Annotated in this window: 17 protein-coding genes; 12 read left to right on the forward strand and 5 right to left on the reverse strand. The window is 49.1% G+C overall.

Features of this window, described 5'->3' with window-relative positions; all coding sequences use genetic code 11:
* Positions 1 to 294 precede the first annotated feature (294 nt).
* The 5 genes from murQ (at position 295) to ybcJ (ending at position 5,647) form a co-directional block, all read left to right on the forward strand.
* The gene (gene murQ / locus A6301_RS15410) at positions 295 to 1,203 is read left to right on the forward strand and encodes an N-acetylmuramic acid 6-phosphate etherase (RefSeq protein WP_107170849.1); all 909 of its coding nucleotides are present in this window, start codon (positions 295 to 297) and stop codon (positions 1,201 to 1,203) included.
* Positions 1,204 to 1,205: 2 nt separating this feature from the next.
* Complete coding sequence (gene murP / locus A6301_RS15415; RefSeq protein WP_107170850.1) at positions 1,206 to 2,657, forward strand: PTS N-acetylmuramic acid transporter subunit IIBC; 1,452 nt, start codon at positions 1,206 to 1,208, stop codon at positions 2,655 to 2,657.
* Positions 2,658 to 2,884: 227 nt separating this feature from the next.
* Positions 2,885 to 4,432, forward strand: coding sequence for a sensor domain-containing diguanylate cyclase (locus A6301_RS15420; RefSeq protein WP_107170851.1), 1,548 nt, complete (start codon positions 2,885 to 2,887; stop codon positions 4,430 to 4,432).
* Between the two features lie 106 nt (positions 4,433 to 4,538).
* Positions 4,539 to 5,402 (forward strand): bifunctional methylenetetrahydrofolate dehydrogenase/methenyltetrahydrofolate cyclohydrolase FolD, encoded by an 864-nt coding sequence (folD, locus tag A6301_RS15425; protein ID WP_107170852.1) that lies wholly within the window; start codon positions 4,539 to 4,541, stop codon positions 5,400 to 5,402.
* Between the two features lie 32 nt (positions 5,403 to 5,434).
* The gene (gene ybcJ / locus A6301_RS15430; RefSeq protein WP_137740310.1) at positions 5,435 to 5,647 is read left to right on the forward strand and encodes a ribosome-associated protein YbcJ; all 213 of its coding nucleotides are present in this window, start codon (positions 5,435 to 5,437) and stop codon (positions 5,645 to 5,647) included.
* 93 nt (positions 5,648 to 5,740) lie between these two features.
* Here ybcJ and cysS read toward each other — a convergent pair whose 3' ends face one another.
* Positions 5,741 to 7,126, reverse strand: a complete 1,386-nt coding sequence (gene cysS, locus A6301_RS15435) for a cysteine--tRNA ligase (RefSeq protein ID WP_107170853.1) — start codon at positions 7,124 to 7,126, stop codon at positions 5,741 to 5,743.
* Between the two features lie 273 nt (positions 7,127 to 7,399).
* The gene (locus tag A6301_RS15440) at positions 7,400 to 7,831 is read right to left on the reverse strand and encodes a DoxX family protein (RefSeq protein ID WP_107170854.1); all 432 of its coding nucleotides are present in this window, start codon (positions 7,829 to 7,831) and stop codon (positions 7,400 to 7,402) included.
* Positions 7,832 to 8,252: 421 nt separating this feature from the next.
* Here A6301_RS15440 and ppiB point away from each other — a divergent pair, with 421 nt between their 5' ends.
* The 6 genes from ppiB to A6301_RS15470 all read left to right on the forward strand — a co-directional run bounded on the left by ppiB (position 8,253) and on the right by A6301_RS15470 (position 15,093).
* The gene (ppiB, locus tag A6301_RS15445) at positions 8,253 to 8,747 is read left to right on the forward strand and encodes a peptidylprolyl isomerase B (protein WP_005970048.1); all 495 of its coding nucleotides are present in this window, start codon (positions 8,253 to 8,255) and stop codon (positions 8,745 to 8,747) included.
* Positions 8,748 to 8,757: 10 nt separating this feature from the next.
* Positions 8,758 to 9,480: a UDP-2,3-diacylglucosamine diphosphatase gene (gene lpxH, locus A6301_RS15450; protein ID WP_234258177.1), complete on the forward strand. Its 723-nt coding sequence runs from the start codon at positions 8,758 to 8,760 to the stop codon at positions 9,478 to 9,480.
* Positions 9,481 to 9,921: 441 nt separating this feature from the next.
* Positions 9,922 to 10,431, forward strand: coding sequence for a 5-(carboxyamino)imidazole ribonucleotide mutase (gene purE, locus A6301_RS15455; RefSeq protein WP_234258178.1), 510 nt, complete (start codon positions 9,922 to 9,924; stop codon positions 10,429 to 10,431).
* Positions 10,428 to 11,498, forward strand: coding sequence for a 5-(carboxyamino)imidazole ribonucleotide synthase (purK, locus tag A6301_RS15460; RefSeq protein ID WP_107170857.1), 1,071 nt, complete (start codon positions 10,428 to 10,430; stop codon positions 11,496 to 11,498). Before purE ends, purK begins: the two co-directional genes overlap by 4 nt.
* Positions 11,499 to 12,027: 529 nt before the next feature.
* Entirely contained in the window at positions 12,028 to 13,317 is a 1,290-nt protein-coding gene (locus A6301_RS15465) for an HAAAP family serine/threonine permease (RefSeq protein WP_107170858.1), read from the forward strand.
* Positions 13,318 to 13,725: 408 nt separating this feature from the next.
* Positions 13,726 to 15,093 carry an L-serine ammonia-lyase gene (locus A6301_RS15470; RefSeq protein ID WP_205543103.1) on the forward strand — a complete coding sequence of 456 codons (1,368 nt, stop codon included), beginning with the start codon at positions 13,726 to 13,728 and terminating at the stop codon, positions 15,091 to 15,093.
* Between the two features lie 88 nt (positions 15,094 to 15,181).
* Here the strand turns inward: A6301_RS15470 and A6301_RS15475 are convergent, their stop codons facing one another.
* The gene (locus tag A6301_RS15475; RefSeq protein WP_234258179.1) at positions 15,182 to 15,619 is read right to left on the reverse strand and encodes a helix-turn-helix domain-containing protein; all 438 of its coding nucleotides are present in this window, start codon (positions 15,617 to 15,619) and stop codon (positions 15,182 to 15,184) included.
* A 343-nt stretch (positions 15,620 to 15,962) separates the two neighbouring features.
* Between A6301_RS15475 and A6301_RS15480 the strand changes: the two genes are divergently transcribed.
* Positions 15,963 to 16,424: a hypothetical protein gene (locus A6301_RS15480; protein ID WP_234258180.1), complete on the forward strand. Its 462-nt coding sequence runs from the start codon at positions 15,963 to 15,965 to the stop codon at positions 16,422 to 16,424.
* Between the two features lie 46 nt (positions 16,425 to 16,470).
* Here A6301_RS15480 and A6301_RS15485 read toward each other — a convergent pair whose 3' ends face one another.
* Positions 16,471 to 17,034, reverse strand: a complete 564-nt coding sequence (locus A6301_RS15485) for a YolA family protein (protein ID WP_234258181.1) — start codon at positions 17,032 to 17,034, stop codon at positions 16,471 to 16,473.
* A 224-nt stretch (positions 17,035 to 17,258) separates the two neighbouring features.
* On the reverse strand, positions 17,259 to 18,074 hold the full coding sequence (gene pstB / locus A6301_RS15490; protein WP_107170863.1) for a phosphate ABC transporter ATP-binding protein PstB: 816 nt from the start codon (positions 18,072 to 18,074) through the stop codon (positions 17,259 to 17,261).
* Positions 18,075 to 18,082 lie beyond the last annotated feature (8 nt).

Here is an 18,082-nt window from a genome sequence, read left to right on the forward strand (position 1 = left end):
CGTTACTTGTAACACACCGTCATACTTCAAGTGGCATGTGCGTTGTTCAAAACGCTAACGCTTTGTCCTGAAACTCGAATTATTTCGGGTATAGATTATTCCAGTAGTAACACCTTTCATTCCATCAACTTATTTATATGAAAATATTGAAAATATTTTTCAATTCACTTTTTTTATTCGGTATTTATTCCTCATCAAACCAAAAACAAGAATAGATTTGCCGTGATAAAAATCACACTCCATGAATAAATAATTCCTTAACATTGCCGAAAACCCAATGACCTGGAAGCCCGAATGAAGATTAATTTAAGCCAGATGATGACCGAAAGCCGCAATCCGGCCAGCTCTCAGATTGATACGCTGTCAACACTGGAAATGCTTGCGGTGATCAACGCGGAGGATAAAAAAGTCTCCTTAGCGGTGGAAGCCACGCTGCCAGACGTTGCCAAAGTAGTGGATTTGGTCACTGAGGCTTTTGCCAACGGGGGCAGGTTGATTTATTGCGGTGCTGGCACTTCTGGACGTCTGGGAATTCTGGATGCAAGCGAGTGCCCCCCCACCTACGGGACACCGCGAGAACAGGTTATCGGCCTGATTGCTGGTGGACATACGGCGATTCTACAGGCGGTTGAGAACGCAGAAGACAACCCTGAAATGGGGAAACAGGATCTGCGTAATATCGAGTTCAACTCGCGTGACGTCTTGGTGGGGATCGCCGCAAGTGGCCGCACACCTTATGTATTAGGCGCAATGGCTTACGCACGCCATGTCGGGGCAACGGTTGCCGCTATCTCGTGTAATCAGAACAGTGAAATGAGCAAGGCCGCAGATATTGCCATTGAGCCCGTAGTTGGCCCTGAAGTCGTCACGGGTTCATCACGCATGAAAGCAGGAACGGCGCAAAAACTGATCCTTAACATGATCACCACGAGTGCAATGATCCGCAGCGGCAAGGTCTATAGCAATCTGATGGTGGATGTTGAAGCCACCAACGCCAAGCTGGTGCAACGCCAAGTCAACATTGTGGTAGAAGCCACAGAATGCAGCCCAGAAGAAGCTGAAAGCGTACTCAATGAATGCCAGCGCCACTGTAAAACCGCGATTGTCATGATCCTAGGCGGCCTCACAGCGCAGCAGGCTACCGCAGCGTTAAGCAAGAACAACGGCTTTATTCGTAAAGCCTTACAGGGGATACAGGTATAACCATGGCGAAAATAACCGTTTCTATGATAGAGCAGATTTTACAGCTCACCGGCGGTAGTGAAAATATCATTATCTGCGGTAACTGTATGACCCGTCTGCGCCTGACGTTGCGTGACCGCGAGCAAATACAGCTCGATAGCCTGAAGAAAATACCGGGTGTGTTAGGGGTAGTTAACGGTGACGATCAATTGCAGATCATCCTCGGCCCAGGTAAAGCCCAGACAGCCAGCGAAATGATGAATGCGCTGTTGAGTGAGCAACCTCGGCAACAGCCGGGCAGCAACGAGCAAGCAGATTTGCAGTCCTTGACTAGCCAGAACAAGCAACAGATGAAAGCCAAACAAAATAGTGCGATACATAATTTCTTGACCAAGTTCGCCACTATTTTTACCCCATTGATCCCTGGTTTTATTGCAGCAGGGCTATTGCTAGGGATTGCAACGCTACTGCAACAAACGCTGGTCGTTGATGGCGTGACTCAAGCCGCTTGGCTGAAAAGCCTGATCGCTTACATGAAAGTATTCAGCATCGGTTTGTTTACCTTCCTGAGCATTCTGATTGGTCATAACACTCAGAAAGCCTTTGGGGGGACTGGCGTGAATGGCGCGATTATCGCGTCGCTGTTTATTTTACGCTACGTTCCAGAAGGCACTGTTGGCTATTACGCTGGGATGGGTGACTTCTTTGGCATGGTTATCGATCCGCGCGGTAACATTATTGGTGTGTTGCTGGCCTGCATGTTAGGGGCATGGATTGAACGGCAAGTGCGTCGGGTGATACCGGATAACCTGGATATGATCCTGACGTCATCGATTACCTTGTTGATCACGGGCGCGATTACTTTTGTGGTGATTATGCCCGTGGGGGGCGAGTTGTTTAAGGGGATGTCATGGCTGTTTATGCATCTTAACGGCAACCCGTTCGGCACCGCCATACTGGCTGGGCTATTTCTGATTAGCGTGGTTTTCGGCATTCATCAGGGGTTTGTGCCAGTGTATTTCGCGTTAATGGATGCACAAGGGTTTAATTCGCTATTCCCAATTCTAGCGATGGCGGGTGCTGGGCAAGTCGGGGCATCGTTAGCGTTGTTTGTTCGTTCGCCAAAAGGTTCGCTGTTGCGCACTCAGATTAAAGGAGCCATTCTCCCTGGCCTGCTGGGGATTGGGGAGCCACTCATTTATGGCGTGACGTTGCCGCGCCTGAAGCCGTTTGTGACCGCCTGCCTGGGCGGTGCTGTAGGGGGATTCTTTGTCGGTCTGGTGGCTTGGATGGGCTTGCCAGTAGGACTGAATACCGTCTTCGGCCCTTCTGGATTGGTCGCGATTCCTCTGATGACGTCAGCAAAAGGCATATTTGCAGGCATGCTAGTTTATATCGCCGGCATTATTATCTCTTATATTGCCGGTTTCATCCTGACCTGGCTGTTTGGCAGTAAGAATGTTGATTTAAGCTGATTACCAAAGCTTTTCTATTGCTTCTTGCGGGACAGTGTTGCCATCGAAAAGACGGGTTGCTATTACGCAGCCCGCTGCGGAGCACAGAGCCCAAAAAAGACTATCCAACCGCAGTACGAAAATGATGTCCTGCAAAAACATAAGCTAATTTCATCAATCCCAGCGCAAGCGGCAGAAACGTCTACACTTATCATCAGTCATCTTTCTGGCTAAGGATGGGAAGAACAATGAGGGTCAGCACGCACAGCAAAGCCAACTACTACCAAATGCCGCTGCAAAAACTGATGATTGTCTTTATGCTATTCATCGTCACCACCGTAGTGGCGCTAAACGGGTGGGCTGTATTCAACTCTCACCAACAGCTTATTGATTCCACAGAGCGAAACGCCAAAAATCTGTCTCTGTCGCTGGCGCGCCATGCTGAAGATACGTTTTTACAAGTCGATATCCTGTTACAAGATTTACAAGAACGTATCGACAAAGATGGCTTATCACCTGCACAAATAGCCAGGCTCGGCGATATTTTAAAAAGCAGAAAATCCACTCTGCCACAGCTGCATGGCATCTTCATCTACGATGAGAAAGGCGAATGGCTGGTGAATTCGGGGGGAACCAAACCCGCCAACGCCAATAACGCCGACAGAGAATATTTTAAATATCACCAAAGCAACGTCAGCAAAGACATGCACATCGGCAGCGTGATTCAAAGCCGCTCCACAGGGGATTTGATCATTCCCGTTTCCATGCGCATCAGTAAACCAGACGGTAGCTTTAACGGCGTGCTGCTCGCCACCCTCTCGCTGAACTATTTCAAACAGTATTATGGCTACTACTCCATGGGGAATATGGACGTGCTCGCCATCCTGCTTTCCGATGGTCGGATTCTCTATGGCCGGCCTTACGACGATTCATACGTCAACCGCAATGTGTCCAACGGTCCGCTCTTTTCAGAACATCTAAAACAGTCCGAAAGCGGAACGGCGACGTTTGTCTCGACGCTCGACCACATCGAGCGAATTTACGGTTACACAAAATTAAAGCGTTACCCCATCGTCATCGCAGCGGGCTTCGATCTTGGGTTAGTGCTCAACAAGTGGAAAGCCGACCGTCTGGTCTACGGTGTCATTACGCTCATTCTGCTGTTCACTATCACTCTGCTCGGCCTGATCGTCCTGCGGCAGATTCGCATGAATTTAAAAAATCAGATCGATTTAACCATCGTGCGTGATGAGCTCACGTCGGTTAACCACACCCTGCAAACGCTGGCGCTGTTCGATGGCCTGACGGGATTAGCTAACCGCCGTCAGTTTGATATTTTCCTGCAACAAACGCTCTTGCGGATTGCAGGCACGCAGCAGTGTATGGCGCTGATCATGATCGATGTCGATGCCTTCAAGAAATATAATGACCACTATGGGCACGTGGCTGGCGATGAGTGTCTGCGTAAGATTGGTAACGTCCTGAGCAACATGCCTAAGCGTAAAGAAGATTTAGTCGCCCGCTACGGCGGAGAAGAATTCGCTATTATTATCACCGACACCGATAAGCAAGGTGCCGCCACGTTCGCTCAGCGCGTACTGGATGCAGTGCGAAAGGAAAAGATCCCTCACGACATGACGCTATTTCCAGAAAAAATCGTCACCATTAGCGCCGGAGCCTATGTATTCTGCGTCGATAACCCACCGCCAACCGCAGCATCCGTTGTCGATATTGCCGATGCCGCACTGTATCGCGCCAAAAATGGGGGTAAAAACCGGTTTGAGGTCAGTGAATAGCGCGGGCAATTGGAATTAATGTTGACGCAATGCCTGACAGCACGCGCAGGTTCTGACAAAATAGCGGCCATCTCCCCCTATTTCAAATTGATGGGTATCATCTCAGATGGCAGCAAAGATTATTGATGGTAAAACGATTGCGCAGCAGGTCAAAGACGAAGTTGCCGCACGAGTCACGCAGCGTTTAGCTGAAGGAAAACGCGCACCAGGTCTGGCGGTTGTACTGGTCGGCGAGAATCCAGCGTCACAGATCTATGTCGCCAGCAAGCGTAAGGTATGTGAAGAAGTCGGCTTTATCTCCCGCTCTTATGATTTACCCATCACCACCACGGAATCAGAGCTGCTGGCGCTTATCGATCGGCTCAACGCTGACCAGGCGATTGACGGTATTCTGGTTCAACTCCCGCTGCCGGAAGGCATCGATAACACCAAAGTAATTGAGCGTATCGCACCAAGTAAAGATGTGGATGGCTTCCATCCTTACAACGTGGGTCGTCTGTGCCAGCGCGCGCCACTGCTGCGCGCTTGTACGCCACGCGGCATCATCACGCTGCTAGAGCGTTATAATATCGACACCTTCGGACTGAATGCCGTTGTGGTTGGCGCATCCAACATTGTTGGCCGCCCGATGAGTCTGGAACTGTTGCTGGCAGGCTGTACCACCACCGTTACGCACCGTTTTACCAAAAATCTGCGGCACCATGTTGAGAATGCCGATCTATTGGTTGTCGCCGTGGGCAAACCGGGCTTCATCCCTGGCGAATGGATCAAACCGGGCGCAATCGTGCTGGACGTGGGTATCAACCGTCTGGAAAGCGGTAAAGTGGTTGGCGATGTGGAATTTGAAACGGCGCAGGAACGAGCGTCTTACATTAGCCCTGTGCCGGGCGGCGTCGGCCCTATGACCGTTGCCACACTGATTCAAAATACGCTACAGGCGTGTGAAGAGTACCATGACCACGCCGAATGATGGGCGAGTCAAACACCGATAAGCAGGAATTTATGGCAACCTTTAATCTTGAAAAACATCCGCACGTTGAACTGTGCGATCTCTTAAAATTGCTGGGCTGGAGTGAAAGTGGCGCAACAGCCAAGCTGGCTATCGCCGCAGGTGACGTGACCGTTGACGGCCAGACGGAAACACGCAAGCGCTGCAAAATCTTCGCCGGGCAAACCGTTCAGTTCAATGGCGAGAAGGTAACCATCGCCGAGTAACCCTTATCCCGTCGATGATGCCGAAATAAAAAGCCCGCGATTTATACTTGCGGGCTTTTTATTGACTGAAAGTGTGTTGGCTGAGAGAAAGGATTACTTACGGCGCCAGATCGTTCCCTGCGGGCCATCTTCCAGCACAATTCCCATTTCGTTTAACCGATCGCGTGCCTGATCGGCCAGCGCCCAGTCTTTCGCCGCGCGTGCATCTTTACGTTGTTGGATTAACGCTTCGATTTCTTTCACTTCATCGTTATCCACCTGCGCACCGTTTTGCAGGAACTGCTCAGGATCTTGTTCCAGCAGACCCAGCACGCCAGACAGTTTACGCAGCGCCGATGCCAGTTGGTTTGCCGCCAGCACATCTTCCGCTTTCAGGCGATTGACTTCGCGCGCCATATCAAACAACACCGAGTAAGCTTCCGGCGTGTTGAAATCATCGTCCATCGCTTCGCGGAAGCGTGCTTCAAACTCGTCACCGCCGTGCGCCTCAACGCTGAGATCCGTGCCGCGCAATGCGGTATACAGGCGTTCTAACGCCGCACGTGCCTGTTTCAGGTTATCTTCACTGTAGTTCAGTTGGCTACGGTAGTGGCCTGACATCAGGAAGTAGCGCACGGTTTCCGGGTCGTAGTACGCCAACACATCGCGCACGGTGAAGAAATTGTTGAGTGATTTTGACATCTTCTCGCGGTCAACCATCACCATACCGGAGTGCATCCAGTAGTTCACATACGGACCATCGTGCGCACAGCTGGATTGTGCAATCTCGTTTTCGTGGTGCGGAAACATCAAATCTGAACCGCCGCCGTGAATATCAAAGTGCTCGCCGAGCTGCTTGCAGTTCATGGCAGAACATTCGATATGCCAACCAGGACGCCCTTCTCCCCACGGAGAAGACCAATGAGGCTCACCCGGCTTGGACATTTTCCATAGTACGAAGTCCATCGGGTTACGCTTCACTTCGGTAATTTCAACGCGCGCGCCAGCCTGCAACTGATCCAGATCCTGACGAGACAGCACGCCATAGCCCGGAGCAGTATCAACAGAGAACATCACATCACCATTACTCGCGACATAGGCATGGCGGCGGGCAATCAGCGTTTCCACCATTTCGATAATGTCGGCAATATGGTGCGTCGCACGCGGCTCAGCATCCGGGCGCAGAATATTCAAGGCATCAAAATCAGCATGCATTTCTGCGATCATACGAGTCGTCAATTGGTCGCTGGTTTCCCCATTTTCGATCGCACGCTTAATAATTTTGTCGTCAATATCGGTGACATTACGCACATACTTCAGTGAATATCCCAGATACCGCAAATAGCGCGCCACCACATCAAACGCCACGAAAGTACGCCCGTGACCGATATGACACAGGTCATAAACGGTGATGCCACACACATACATTCCCACCTGCCCGGCGTGGATAGGTTTAAATTCCTCTTTTTGGCGACTCAGCGTATTAAAAATCTTTAGCATCAGGGCGTTCCAGTGTTTTTATAAAAAAATGGTTTTCACAAAAAATGGTCTTCACAAGAAAAATCGTGTTCACTCGATAGGTCAATTACCGTCGCGGTTAGCGCTAGTAACATCAATACATTCAGGGTTTACACCCTAACGGCGTATTGAAACCTGAACCCTACTGTATTGCAAGGTTAATAAGAAGAGGGAATAAGAGAGAAAGGATAAAAATGAAATGGCCCGGAAGATCCGGGCCATTTCACGCAACTGGCGTTATTGATGAAAAAACAATCAGCGCCAGCGTGGGTTCGACATCACAGAGTATTTACCACTACCAAGCAAGGCAATAGCGATACCCGCAAAGAAGAACACAGCCGTGCCTTCAACACCCCAGGCACCGGTTTTTGCCAGCGTGAAGAAACCATCAGGGTGAACCAGCAACGTCGCGACGAGCATGGTGAAGGAAAAAATCAGTGCGGAAGGACGCGTAAAAATCCCTAAAATCATCAGGATCGGTATGATGACTTCGCCAGCATAGACACCGTAACCAATGAAAGCAGGCAGCCCAGCATTGGTCAGCATACCTTCAATCGCACCAATTCCGCCGTGCACTTTATGCCACCCGTGGAACAGCATCAAAACGCTGAAAGATACGCGCAGAAACAGCTTGCCAAAATCCGGTTTGTCTAATAAACGATTGATACCATCCAGAATACCCAGCATAGTTCACCTATCTCTTTAGAGTTATTTGGGAAAATAAGAGTTACTCTCAGATTAATCTGAGCTGAAAAAAAAGAATACGTTGATTACGCAAAACATTGATCTGGGGCAATAAAAATATCATTCAAATAAATTAACCATAAGTTGACCACTCAATCAATTTATTTGCTTTTAAAAGTCCACATTACATGATTAATGTGTTCATCAATGCACACCTAGCCACCGTTCTCCTTTCCCAGCGATTACCTAAATCAGAGTAGTACACATTTTTATACGATTTTTCAATCACACCCATCGTCGCCAAACAGCAGCAAGAGCGAAATACTGACTCAATCGACCAGTTATGCTATAACAGCGCTCTTGTTGTTCACCGTCTTTTGTGGACAGCACTCTTAATCACTAAGGCTATCTAGGGTTCATTATTATGATTACGCTTCATACCAATCACGGCGATATCGTTATTAATACGTTTGCAGACAAAGCGCCAGTTACCGTAGAAAACTTCCTGAACTACTGCCGCAGCGGTTTTTATGACAACACGATTTTTCACCGTGTCATTAATGGTTTTATGATTCAAGGCGGTGGTTTCGCTCCCGGTATGGATCAAAAAGAAACCAACGCGACAATCAAAAATGAAGCCAACAATGGCCTGAAAAATACGCGTGGCACGCTGGCGATGGCTCGCACTAACGATCCGCACTCTGCAACAGCCCAGTTCTTTATCAACCTCGTTGATAACGATTTCCTGAACTTCCGTTCAGAACGTGCCGATGGCTGGGGCTACTGCGTTTTCGCTGAAGTGACCGACGGTATGGACGTCGTTGATAAAATCAAAGGCGTGGCAACAGGCCGCAGCGGCATGCATCAGGACGTACCGAAGGAAGACGTGGTGATTACCCACGTAACGGTCAGCGAATAATCCGACCTGCATGGCAACGCTGTTCATTGCCGATCTGCATTTAAGCGTTCATGAACCGGCGATTACCGCCGGTTTTCTGCGTTTTTTACGCCAGGACGCCATTCATGCCGATGCGCTGTACATCCTCGGTGACCTGTTCGACGCCTGGATTGGTGACGATGATCCGCAACCTCTGCATGCGACCATCGCCGCTGAGCTGTATGCATTACATCAGCGCGGCATTCCCTGTTATTTCGTGCACGGTAACCGTGATTTTTTGATCGGCAAGCGTTTCGCCCAACAAAGCGGGCTGACACTGCTATCAACAGAAAATATCGTTGACCTCTACGGGCAGAAAATCCTCATTCTGCATGGCGATACCTTGTGCACTGACGATTTGGCCTATCAAAAATTTCGCCGCCGGGTACATAACCCGTTCATTCAGCGGCTGTTCCTGCTTTTACCTTTATCATTACGTGTGAAAATCGCTGCGAAGATGCGGGCAACCAGCCAGCAGAAGAATCAGAAGAAATCGCAGCAGATTATGGATGTGAATCCTGAGCAGGTGATTGGCCGCTTACGGCACTATCAGGTGAAGACGATGATCCACGGGCATACTCACCGGCCAGCCATCCACCAAGTCTCTCTCGGTGATTCTCATGGCCGTCGTGCTGTTCTCGGCGCCTGGCATGAAGAAGGGTCGATGATTAAGGTCACGCCACAAAATATCGAACTGATTTCCTTCCCCTTTTAATACGTTTTCTGCCATTGACTTAACGGCCTCTCACCTAGTTCCCCCTGTATTTCCGCATACGCAACCGTTTTCCTCGCCATAATGGCGTGGTATGCTCTACGCCCTCAACGCCAGACCCTCTCTGTCTGGCCGACGCAATATTGGTTACCCTAAATAATTCGAGTTGCAGGACAAAACGTTATCGTTTTGAACAACGCAAAGTGTTGGCCCGCTAGGGCGAGGTTCATTTATGGACCTCGTAACGAGGCAACCGCAGGAGCTTACACGAGTAAGTAACTGGGGTGAGTAAGGACAAATCGGCTTAGCCGATTTGAACGCCGCTTGCGGCGACCCTTTAGGGCGAGGCTCAAAGTGAGCCGAGTATTGACAACGCACATGCGGCTTGAAGTATGACGGGTATACCGCGTCACGAACACGTACAATCATAGGAGCGTCACAGGCATGTCATCCAACGTTGCCCCGGCTAAAATTGCCATCGTCATGGGTTCAAAGAGTGACTGGGCCACTATGCAGTTTGCTGCGGAAATCCTCACCACGCTGAACATTCCTTTTCATACCGAAGTCGTTTCTGCACACCGGACACCAGATAAGCTGTTTAGCTTCGCTGAGCAGGCGGCAAAAAATGGTTTTGATGTGATTATCGCTGGCGCAGGCGGCGCAGCACACCTGCCGGGTATGCTGGCAGCGAAAACGCTGGTTCCCGTGCTCGGCGTACCCGTACAAAGTTCAACGCTGAGCGGTGTAGACAGCCTGTACTCCATCGTCCAAATGCCGCGCGGCATCCCAGTCGGCACGTTGGCAATTGGCAAGGCTGGTGCAGCGAATGCCGCTCTGCTGGCCGCACAAATTCTTGCCCTGCATGATAACGACATCGCCACCCGGCTGGCCAACTGGCGTCAGGCGCAAACTGATGATGTGCTGTCTCATCCCGATCCGCGGGAGGAGGCATGAAACCGGTCTGCGTATTAGGCAATGGTCAGTTAGGCAGAATGCTCCGCCAGGCAGGCGAACCGTTAGGGATCGCCGTTTATCCCGTTGGGCTGGATGCAGAGCCGGAGTCGGTGCCGTTTCATAACAGTGTGATTACTGCCGAGATCGAACGCTGGCCGGAAACCGCCCTCACCCGCGAGCTGGCCGAACACACGGCGTTTGCGAACCGCGACATTTTCCCACGCCTGGCCGATCGCCTGACGCAAAAACAGCTGCTGGACTCGCTGAATCTGGCAACCGCCCCCTGGCAGCTGCTGGCCAGCGCCGATGAATGGTCACACGTCTTCTCCTCACTCGGTGAGCTCGCTATCGTTAAACGCCGCGTCGGCGGTTACGACGGCCGTGGACAATGGCGCTTGCGTGACGGCGAACAGCAGACTCTGCCTGCTGATTGCTATGGCGAGTGCATCGTTGAGCAAGGGATTAATTTTTCTGGCGAAGTCTCACTGGTTGGCGCTCGTAATGCACATGGCAAATGCGTGTTCTATCCGCTCACTCATAACCTGCATCAGGATGGCATTCTCCGCACTAGCGTGGCTTTCCCTCAGCCCGATCCGCAGCTGCAACAGCAGGCTGAGCAGATGCTGTCCGCGATTATGAATGCGCTGGGCTATGTTGGCGTGATGGCGATGGAATGCTTTATTGTCGGCGATCGCCTGCTCATTAACGAACTGGCGCCACGCGTACACAATAGCGGACACTGGACGCAAAATGGTGCGTCGATCAGCCAGTTTGAGCTCCACCTGCGTGCCATTCTGGATCTGCCGCTGCCAGTACCGGTCGTCGAAACCCCTTCGGTGATGGTCAATCTGATCGGAACCGATGTAAATATCGACTGGTTGGCGTTGCCGCTGGTGCATCTGCACTGGTATGAGAAAGAGGTTCGTCCTGGCCGCAAAGTAGGACACCTCAATCTACCGTCGTCAGACACCGCACAATTGCAGCACACACTGCAATCGTTGGCTTCTCTATTACCAGAGGAATACCACAGCGGGCTGGCGTGGGCAGAAGAAAAACTGACTGCCTGACGATCGGCGGCTGTTATCCGGCGGATTGCGATCTGCCGGGTAACGCGCAGTAGACTACCGCGCAATGGGATACAAAAACAGGAACAACATCGACAGTACATCCCTCTAAAAGAGAAAAACCATCATTACGCGTGACATCAGAAAATTTGCGTTTATTATTTCATCTGCTTTTTATTTTATTTATTGTTCATTTTTTATCACTCGATAATTAAATAAAGTATCAATAACGAGCCGTTAAAAATATTTAAAATAAAGTATCAAGATTGATATTTTAATTTACGCGGAAATTTATTAAAATATTTCCCGTCAATTCATTTCTGTGATCGCCTCAATATTATTCGCTGACCACCACGATATAGAATGCCGCCACAAAACAGTATTGACCTACTGACATAATTAGCAACATGTCTCGTTCGTTTTTTAAACTCCGTAACGGCAACTTGCCGATACTGTAATTTTTATAATCCACATCATGTGGCAATACTCTTGTAACAGAGTATTAATATGTTCACCGAGGAGAGATCAGTATATGAGCACCATTCAAGATAGCAGCCAGGTATTAGAACAGGCTTCAGGATGGCGTAAAAGCGACACTGTCTGGATGCTGGGCCTCTATGGCACAGCCATCGGCGCTGGCGTGTTATTCTTACCTATCAATGCTGGTATTGGTGGGTTAATTCCGTTAATTATCATGGCACTGATTGCCTTCCCGATGACATATTATTCTCACCGTGCCTTATGCCGCTTTGTATTATCCGGCAAGAAAGGTGGCGAAGATATTACCGAAGTCGTTGAAGAACATTTCGGCGTTGGTGCAGGTAAATTAATCACTTTACTTTATTTTTTCGCTATTTATCCGATCTTATTAGTTTATAGCGTTGCCATCACCAATACAGTAGATAGCTTTATTACTCACCAATTGCACTTACCTTCTCCACCGCGTGCCGTGCTGTCATTAATATTGATCCTTGGGTTGATGTTTATTGTCCGTTTCGGTGAAGCGATGATCGTTAAGGCAATGAGTATTCTGGTTTATCCTTTCGTTGCCGTGCTGATGTTACTGGCGCTTTATTTAATTCCGAACTGGAATACCTCTGTTTTTGAAAACATTTCTTTGAGTTCCAGCGTAACGGGCAACGGTCTGTTAGCGACATTGTGGTTGGCTATTCCGGTGATGGTTTTCTCCTTCAACCACTCGCCAATCATCTCCTCTTTCGCCGTTGCCAAGCGTAAAGAATATGGCGATGACGCAGAGAAAAAATGCTCACGCATCCTGTCTTATAGCCACATCATGATGGTGATGACCGTGATGTTCTTTGTCTTCAGCTGCGTACTGAGCCTTTCTCCGGCGGAGCTGATGGAAGCGAAAGCACAGAACATTTCTATTTTGTCCTATCTGGCGAACCACTTTAACAATCCGGTCATCGGCTATCTGGCTCCGGTTATTGCCACTATCGCGATCTCTAAATCCTTTCTGGGTCACTATCTGGGCGCTGGCGAAGGTTTTAACGGCATGATCGTGAAAACCCTACGTAGCAGAGGCAAAACCATTTCCCATACCAAACTGAACCGCATCACGGCGCTGTTCATGCTGGTTACCACCTGGATTGTCGCGACCAAGAACCCAAGCATTTTGGGTATGATCGAAACATTGGGTGGTCCGATTATCGCCTGCTTGCTGTTCCTGATGCCGATGTACGCCATCCAGAAAGTTCCAGCGATGAAGAAGTACAGCGGCCACATCAGTAACGTCTTTGTTACCCTGATGGGACTGATCGCTATTTCCGCCATTGTTTACAGCCTGCGCGATCTGCTGTAAGCCTCCCCCCTAATTTAACGCCAGTACGGTATTTTTTAGTCATACCCTAAATAATTCGAGCTGCAGGACAAAACGTTATCGTTTTGAACAACACAAAGCGTTGGCCCGCTAGGGCGAGGTTCATTTATGGACCTCGTAACGCGGCGACCGCATGACAAATCGGTCCCAGACCGATTTGAACAGTGCAAGCACTGACCCGAAGGGTGAACCTCATTCATGAGGTTCATCAATCCCCAGGAGCTTACTCAAGTAAGTGACTGGGGTGAGTAAGGACAAATCGGCTTAGCCGATTTGAACGCCGCTTGCGGCGACCCTTTAGGGCGAGGCTCAAAGTGAGCCGAGTATTGACAACGCACATGTGGCTTGAAGTATGACGGGTATGCGGCGTTTTTTTTCAAGGAAATCGCTATGGTCAGCGTATTTGATATCTTCAAAATCGGTATCGGCCCGTCCAGTTCTCATACTGTCGGCCCAATGAAAGCGGGCAAAATGTTTACCGACGATCTGGTGAATCGTGCGCTTATCCCATCGGTGACACGCATTGTCGTTGATATTTACGGATCGCTCTCTCTAACGGGAAAAGGACACCACACCGATATCGCCATCATTATGGGGCTTGCGGGTAACCTGCCAGATAGCGTAAACATCGATAGCATTCCGGCCTTTATTCAACAGGTGAAAGACTCTCAGCGACTACCGATACTCAACGGTCAGTATGAGGTCAGCTTCCCGCTGGAGTCTTCTCTGCGCTTCCAGCCGGAAAACCTGCCACTGCATGAAAACGGCATGACCATTCGCGCCTATAACCAGCAAGAGCTGGTGTATAGCAAAACGTATTACTCAGTCGGGGGCGGATTCGTCGTCGATCAGGAAAATTTCGGCAAACCCAATCTGGCAGAGGAAAGTGCGCCCTATCCATTCTTTTCTGCCCAGAAGCTGCTACAACATTGCCACGATCACTGCCTGTCCTTATCCGCCATCGTCCTGAAAAACGAGATTGCGATGCATGGGCGGGAGGCGCTTGAGCACTATTTTGCCGACGTGTGGAAAACCATGCAGGACTGCATGCATCGCGGAATGAATACCGAAGGTGTATTGCCTGGGCCATTGCGCGTACCCCGCCGTGCATCAGCGCTGCATCGCCTATTGTTCATCAACGATCGTTTCTCTAACGATCCAATGGATGCGATGGACTGGGTTAACATGTTCGCGATGGCCGTGTCGGAAGAGAATGCGGCTGGCGGACGCGTCGTTACGGCACCGACGAACGGCGCATGCGGTATTATCCCCGCCGTACTGGCCTATTACGATCGCTACGTTCAACCCGTCACCCCAGAATCTTACCTGCGTTACTTTCTGGCATCCGGGGCTATCGGCATGCTCTACAAAATGAACGCGTCTATTTCTGGGGCTGAAGTTGGCTGTCAGGGAGAAGTTGGCGTTGCCTGTTCGATGGCCGCAGCGGGTCTGGCTGAGCTACTTGGCGCCAACCCGGAACAGGTGTGCATCGCCGCAGAAATCGGCATGGAGCATAATCTGGGGCTGACATGCGACCCGGTAGCGGGTCAGGTTCAGGTACCGTGTATTGAGCGTAACGCTATCGCCTCCGTGAAGGCGATCAATGCCGCAAGAATGGCAATGCGCCGTACCAGTGAGCCACGCGTATCACTCGATAAGGTGATTGAAACCATGTATGAAACAGGCAAAGACATGAACGCCAAGTACCGTGAAACATCTCGCGGTGGGTTGGCGATTAAAGTCGTGCTGTGCGAATAGTCGGCGAAACACTGCTCCTGTTGCGTTAAATACCTGGCAGATTAACGCAACACTCGGGGGTTAATGCGAATGATTTGGCATTAGCCCTTTATTTTTTATCACTTTCCGGCTGCGACCAGACAATATTGTTTTCAGCAGCCGCGATGTACCAGTCCACAGTGCTGTTAGCTGGCTTCTTGATGTTTTCATGTTTGGCGAGCGCTTTGGCAGGAAACGTCGCGGCTTTCTTCCTGATACGCAGCGGCGTCTGTTTTTTCTCACCGCTGATCTGCGCATGAAAAGATTCGACTTCCGCATCGAAGAGCACACCGTCAATCTGATGCAGACGGTTCAACCCACGTAGAATAGAGAGCAGGCTGCTGAGCGTAATGGATTCGCCCATTTCAGCCCGTTTAATCGTTGCAATCCCCAGCCCCGCACGCTCAGCGAGATCAACCTGTGATAAGCGCTGCTGGATTCTGGCATCTTTTATTCTCCGGCACAGTTCGGTAATAATTTCGCCTTCGTTCATGGTGCTGAATTTCATCTTACCTGCCGCTTACCAGAGTCATAAAATTGCGCGCATTTTATCATCAATTTTTCAAATGGCACGGACAATTGATGAACGGTAGCCATAATTTTTTTATGGCTTGATGGGACTATGCACCAGGCTGACCGTCAATACGGGTTATATTTAATGGAAACAATTAAATAATATAATTATCAAAACCACTAACAAACAATAAACTAAAAAACAGTCGATAATTAACAGAATAAAAAAGAAGACAAATACATTAAGTAGGATAAACTTTGTTCTATATTCACGCGATTGCGCTGCATAACAACGCTCTACTATTGAATTTCACTCTCGCAGGAAAGGAATCTTCATCATGAGCATCACGAACCTTAATGGTATCACTAACTACTCAGTCCCCTCTGTAAACCGTAAAGAACCTGCGGAAAACGCATTTTCACTTGCTGGCAATACGTCTAAGTCCCCCCATTCCGTTTCTGCTAATCCTCCCTCAACGATTCAGTCAAGCAAACGTTATGACTTTTCCAATATGACACCACAGGAAGCGATTGACGCGACAAAAGAACTTACGGCCTCCGGCGATATGTCATTTGAAGAAAGTCTGGAAATCGGTATGGCGGCACTGCTCATTTTGCATCCTCCGCTTGACGATGTCGCTCCCGCCGACCCCAACCAGAAAATCAATTTTATCCAAATGCTCAAAAACGGGATAAGTGGTTCACTGTCACGCAGCGAACACTTACATGCAGAGCAGCAAAAGACGGTATTAGACAAATTAGTCCAACTCAGTTACACGCCGATTAGCGTAACGGCATAATGAAAAATAGGCTCTCTTTTTGGGAGAGCCTGCTGAAAATATGGCGTTATCGAATATTCAGTGAAGTGCTAAGCGTTCTAAAAGGAGGATTAGTAGAAGTGGATTGATAGCGGAAATTGCCAGACTGCATGCCATCGCCATTGAAATAAACCATCCATCCTACATAAGTCGCCCCAACGGGGCATGATTCGCTGTAATTACCACGAACAATACAAACGCCATTAATCTGATAGGATTTCTTGTCTAGACCACCAACCGAAGCAAAACGATGGTTCCCATAACCGACTTCCAGCACCGCAATGCGCAGTTGTGCCCCACCATGGTCCTGAGCCGTTATCGATTTATTTGGACCAATATATTCCCAGGCTCCACCATTCTGTGTTGATGCCACGGCGTAGACATAGACAGAACTCAATGCAGGCGCTGGCGCACGAAGAGGTTTATAGTCCTGAGAAGAGGATTCATTTGCAGATGTTGGGTTCTCCAGAAGCGGAGAATCAAATGCTGTAATTGCTTCCGCCACCGGTTCTTCTATATCCTGAGAATAAGCCGGAAATACAGCACTAACCAACATACTGAATGCAAATCCAATATATATTTTCTTTCTCATCCTGAGTAATTCCATTTAAATGCAGCCAATTGCTGCAGGTAAACTATGAATCAAAATGTTATTTTTTTCAGCAATTAAATCACCATAAAATAAAAAATATTCATATTAAAGAACAAATAATTAACCATTTATTTATTTTAATAAAAACCTTAAATAACCTAATAATATCATCACCACTCATAATAAAATAACATGCATAGCAATGATATCATTTAAATAAATATCTAACCAAATCGCCCAGTAATATAATCTTCTGTGCGACGCTGTATCGGAGAGGTAAATAAATCATCAGTACGGTTGTACTCAATTAATTTACCCTGATTGATAAACGCGGTGTAATCCGACACACGAGCCGCCTGCTGCATATTGTGTGTCACTAATACCAGCGTAAAGTGCTGTTTTAGCGTTCCCATCAGCTCCTCGACAATCAGCGTCGAAATCGGATCGAGCGCAGAAGTCGGCTCATCCAACAGCAGCACTTCTGGTTCAATAGCGATCGCCCGAGCGATCACTAAACGCTGCTGCTGTCCGCTAGATAGCGTGAGCGCATTGTCACTTAGCCGATCCTTTACCTCGTGCCATAGTGCCGCGGCCCGCAGCGCACGCTCAACGGCATCATCCAGTAAGCGACGATCGCGCAGCCCCTGTAATCTCAGGCCATAAATCACATTTTCATAGATCGACTTGGGAAACGGATTAGGACGCTGAAAAACCATACCGATGCGGCGACGTAACACCGCAACATCCAACTGAGGGTCGTTAATTGGCATACCATTCAGCCTGATATCACCTTCGGTACGGCAGTCATCCACCAGATCGTTCATGCGATTAAAGCAGCGTAAAAGCGTAGATTTACCACAGCCAGACGGCCCAATCAGCGCCGTGACCTGATGCTTCGGGATGCGAATAGAAATATCGTTCAATGCCTGTTTATTGCCATAGTACAGATTCAGATGTTCCACGGTTAACGTCGTCTGTTCATCACTCAGTTGATGAACATCAGGCAGCGGTGCCATCTCCTTTTGTGTCATAAATCCCATAACTTCAT

This window comes from Pectobacterium sp. IFB5596 (assembly GCF_021432585.1).
GTDB classification, from domain to species: Bacteria; Pseudomonadota; Gammaproteobacteria; order Enterobacterales; family Enterobacteriaceae; genus Pectobacterium; species Pectobacterium punjabense.

Excerpts from the sequence above, each read along its gene's own strand:
- murP (WP_107170850.1), top strand. The coding sequence starts at position 1,206 with ATGGCGAAAATAACCGTTTCTATGATAGAGCAGATTTTACAGCTCACC.
- A6301_RS15480 (WP_234258180.1), top strand. The coding sequence starts at position 15,963 with ATGAGCATCACGAACCTTAATGGTATCACTAACTACTCAGTCCCCTCT.
- A6301_RS15465 (WP_107170858.1), top strand. The coding sequence starts at position 12,028 with ATGAGCACCATTCAAGATAGCAGCCAGGTATTAGAACAGGCTTCAGGA.
- ppiB (WP_005970048.1), top strand. The coding sequence starts at position 8,253 with ATGATTACGCTTCATACCAATCACGGCGATATCGTTATTAATACGTTT.
- murQ (WP_107170849.1), top strand. The coding sequence starts at position 295 with ATGAAGATTAATTTAAGCCAGATGATGACCGAAAGCCGCAATCCGGCC.
- A6301_RS15470 (WP_205543103.1), top strand. The coding sequence starts at position 13,726 with ATGGTCAGCGTATTTGATATCTTCAAAATCGGTATCGGCCCGTCCAGT.
- purK (WP_107170857.1), top strand. The coding sequence starts at position 10,428 with ATGAAACCGGTCTGCGTATTAGGCAATGGTCAGTTAGGCAGAATGCTC.
- A6301_RS15475 (WP_234258179.1), bottom strand. The coding sequence starts at position 15,619 with ATGAAATTCAGCACCATGAACGAAGGCGAAATTATTACCGAACTGTGC.
- A6301_RS15420 (WP_107170851.1), top strand. The coding sequence starts at position 2,885 with ATGAGGGTCAGCACGCACAGCAAAGCCAACTACTACCAAATGCCGCTG.
- A6301_RS15440 (WP_107170854.1), bottom strand. The coding sequence starts at position 7,831 with ATGCTGGGTATTCTGGATGGTATCAATCGTTTATTAGACAAACCGGAT.
- cysS (WP_107170853.1), bottom strand. The coding sequence starts at position 7,126 with ATGCTAAAGATTTTTAATACGCTGAGTCGCCAAAAAGAGGAATTTAAA.
- folD (WP_107170852.1), top strand. The coding sequence starts at position 4,539 with ATGGCAGCAAAGATTATTGATGGTAAAACGATTGCGCAGCAGGTCAAA.
- lpxH (WP_234258177.1), top strand. The coding sequence starts at position 8,758 with ATGGCAACGCTGTTCATTGCCGATCTGCATTTAAGCGTTCATGAACCG.
- purE (WP_234258178.1), top strand. The coding sequence starts at position 9,922 with ATGTCATCCAACGTTGCCCCGGCTAAAATTGCCATCGTCATGGGTTCA.
- ybcJ (WP_137740310.1), top strand. The coding sequence starts at position 5,435 with ATGGCAACCTTTAATCTTGAAAAACATCCGCACGTTGAACTGTGCGAT.
- pstB (WP_107170863.1), bottom strand. The coding sequence starts at position 18,074 with ATGGGATTTATGACACAAAAGGAGATGGCACCGCTGCCTGATGTTCAT.
- A6301_RS15485 (WP_234258181.1), bottom strand. The coding sequence starts at position 17,034 with ATGAGAAAGAAAATATATATTGGATTTGCATTCAGTATGTTGGTTAGT.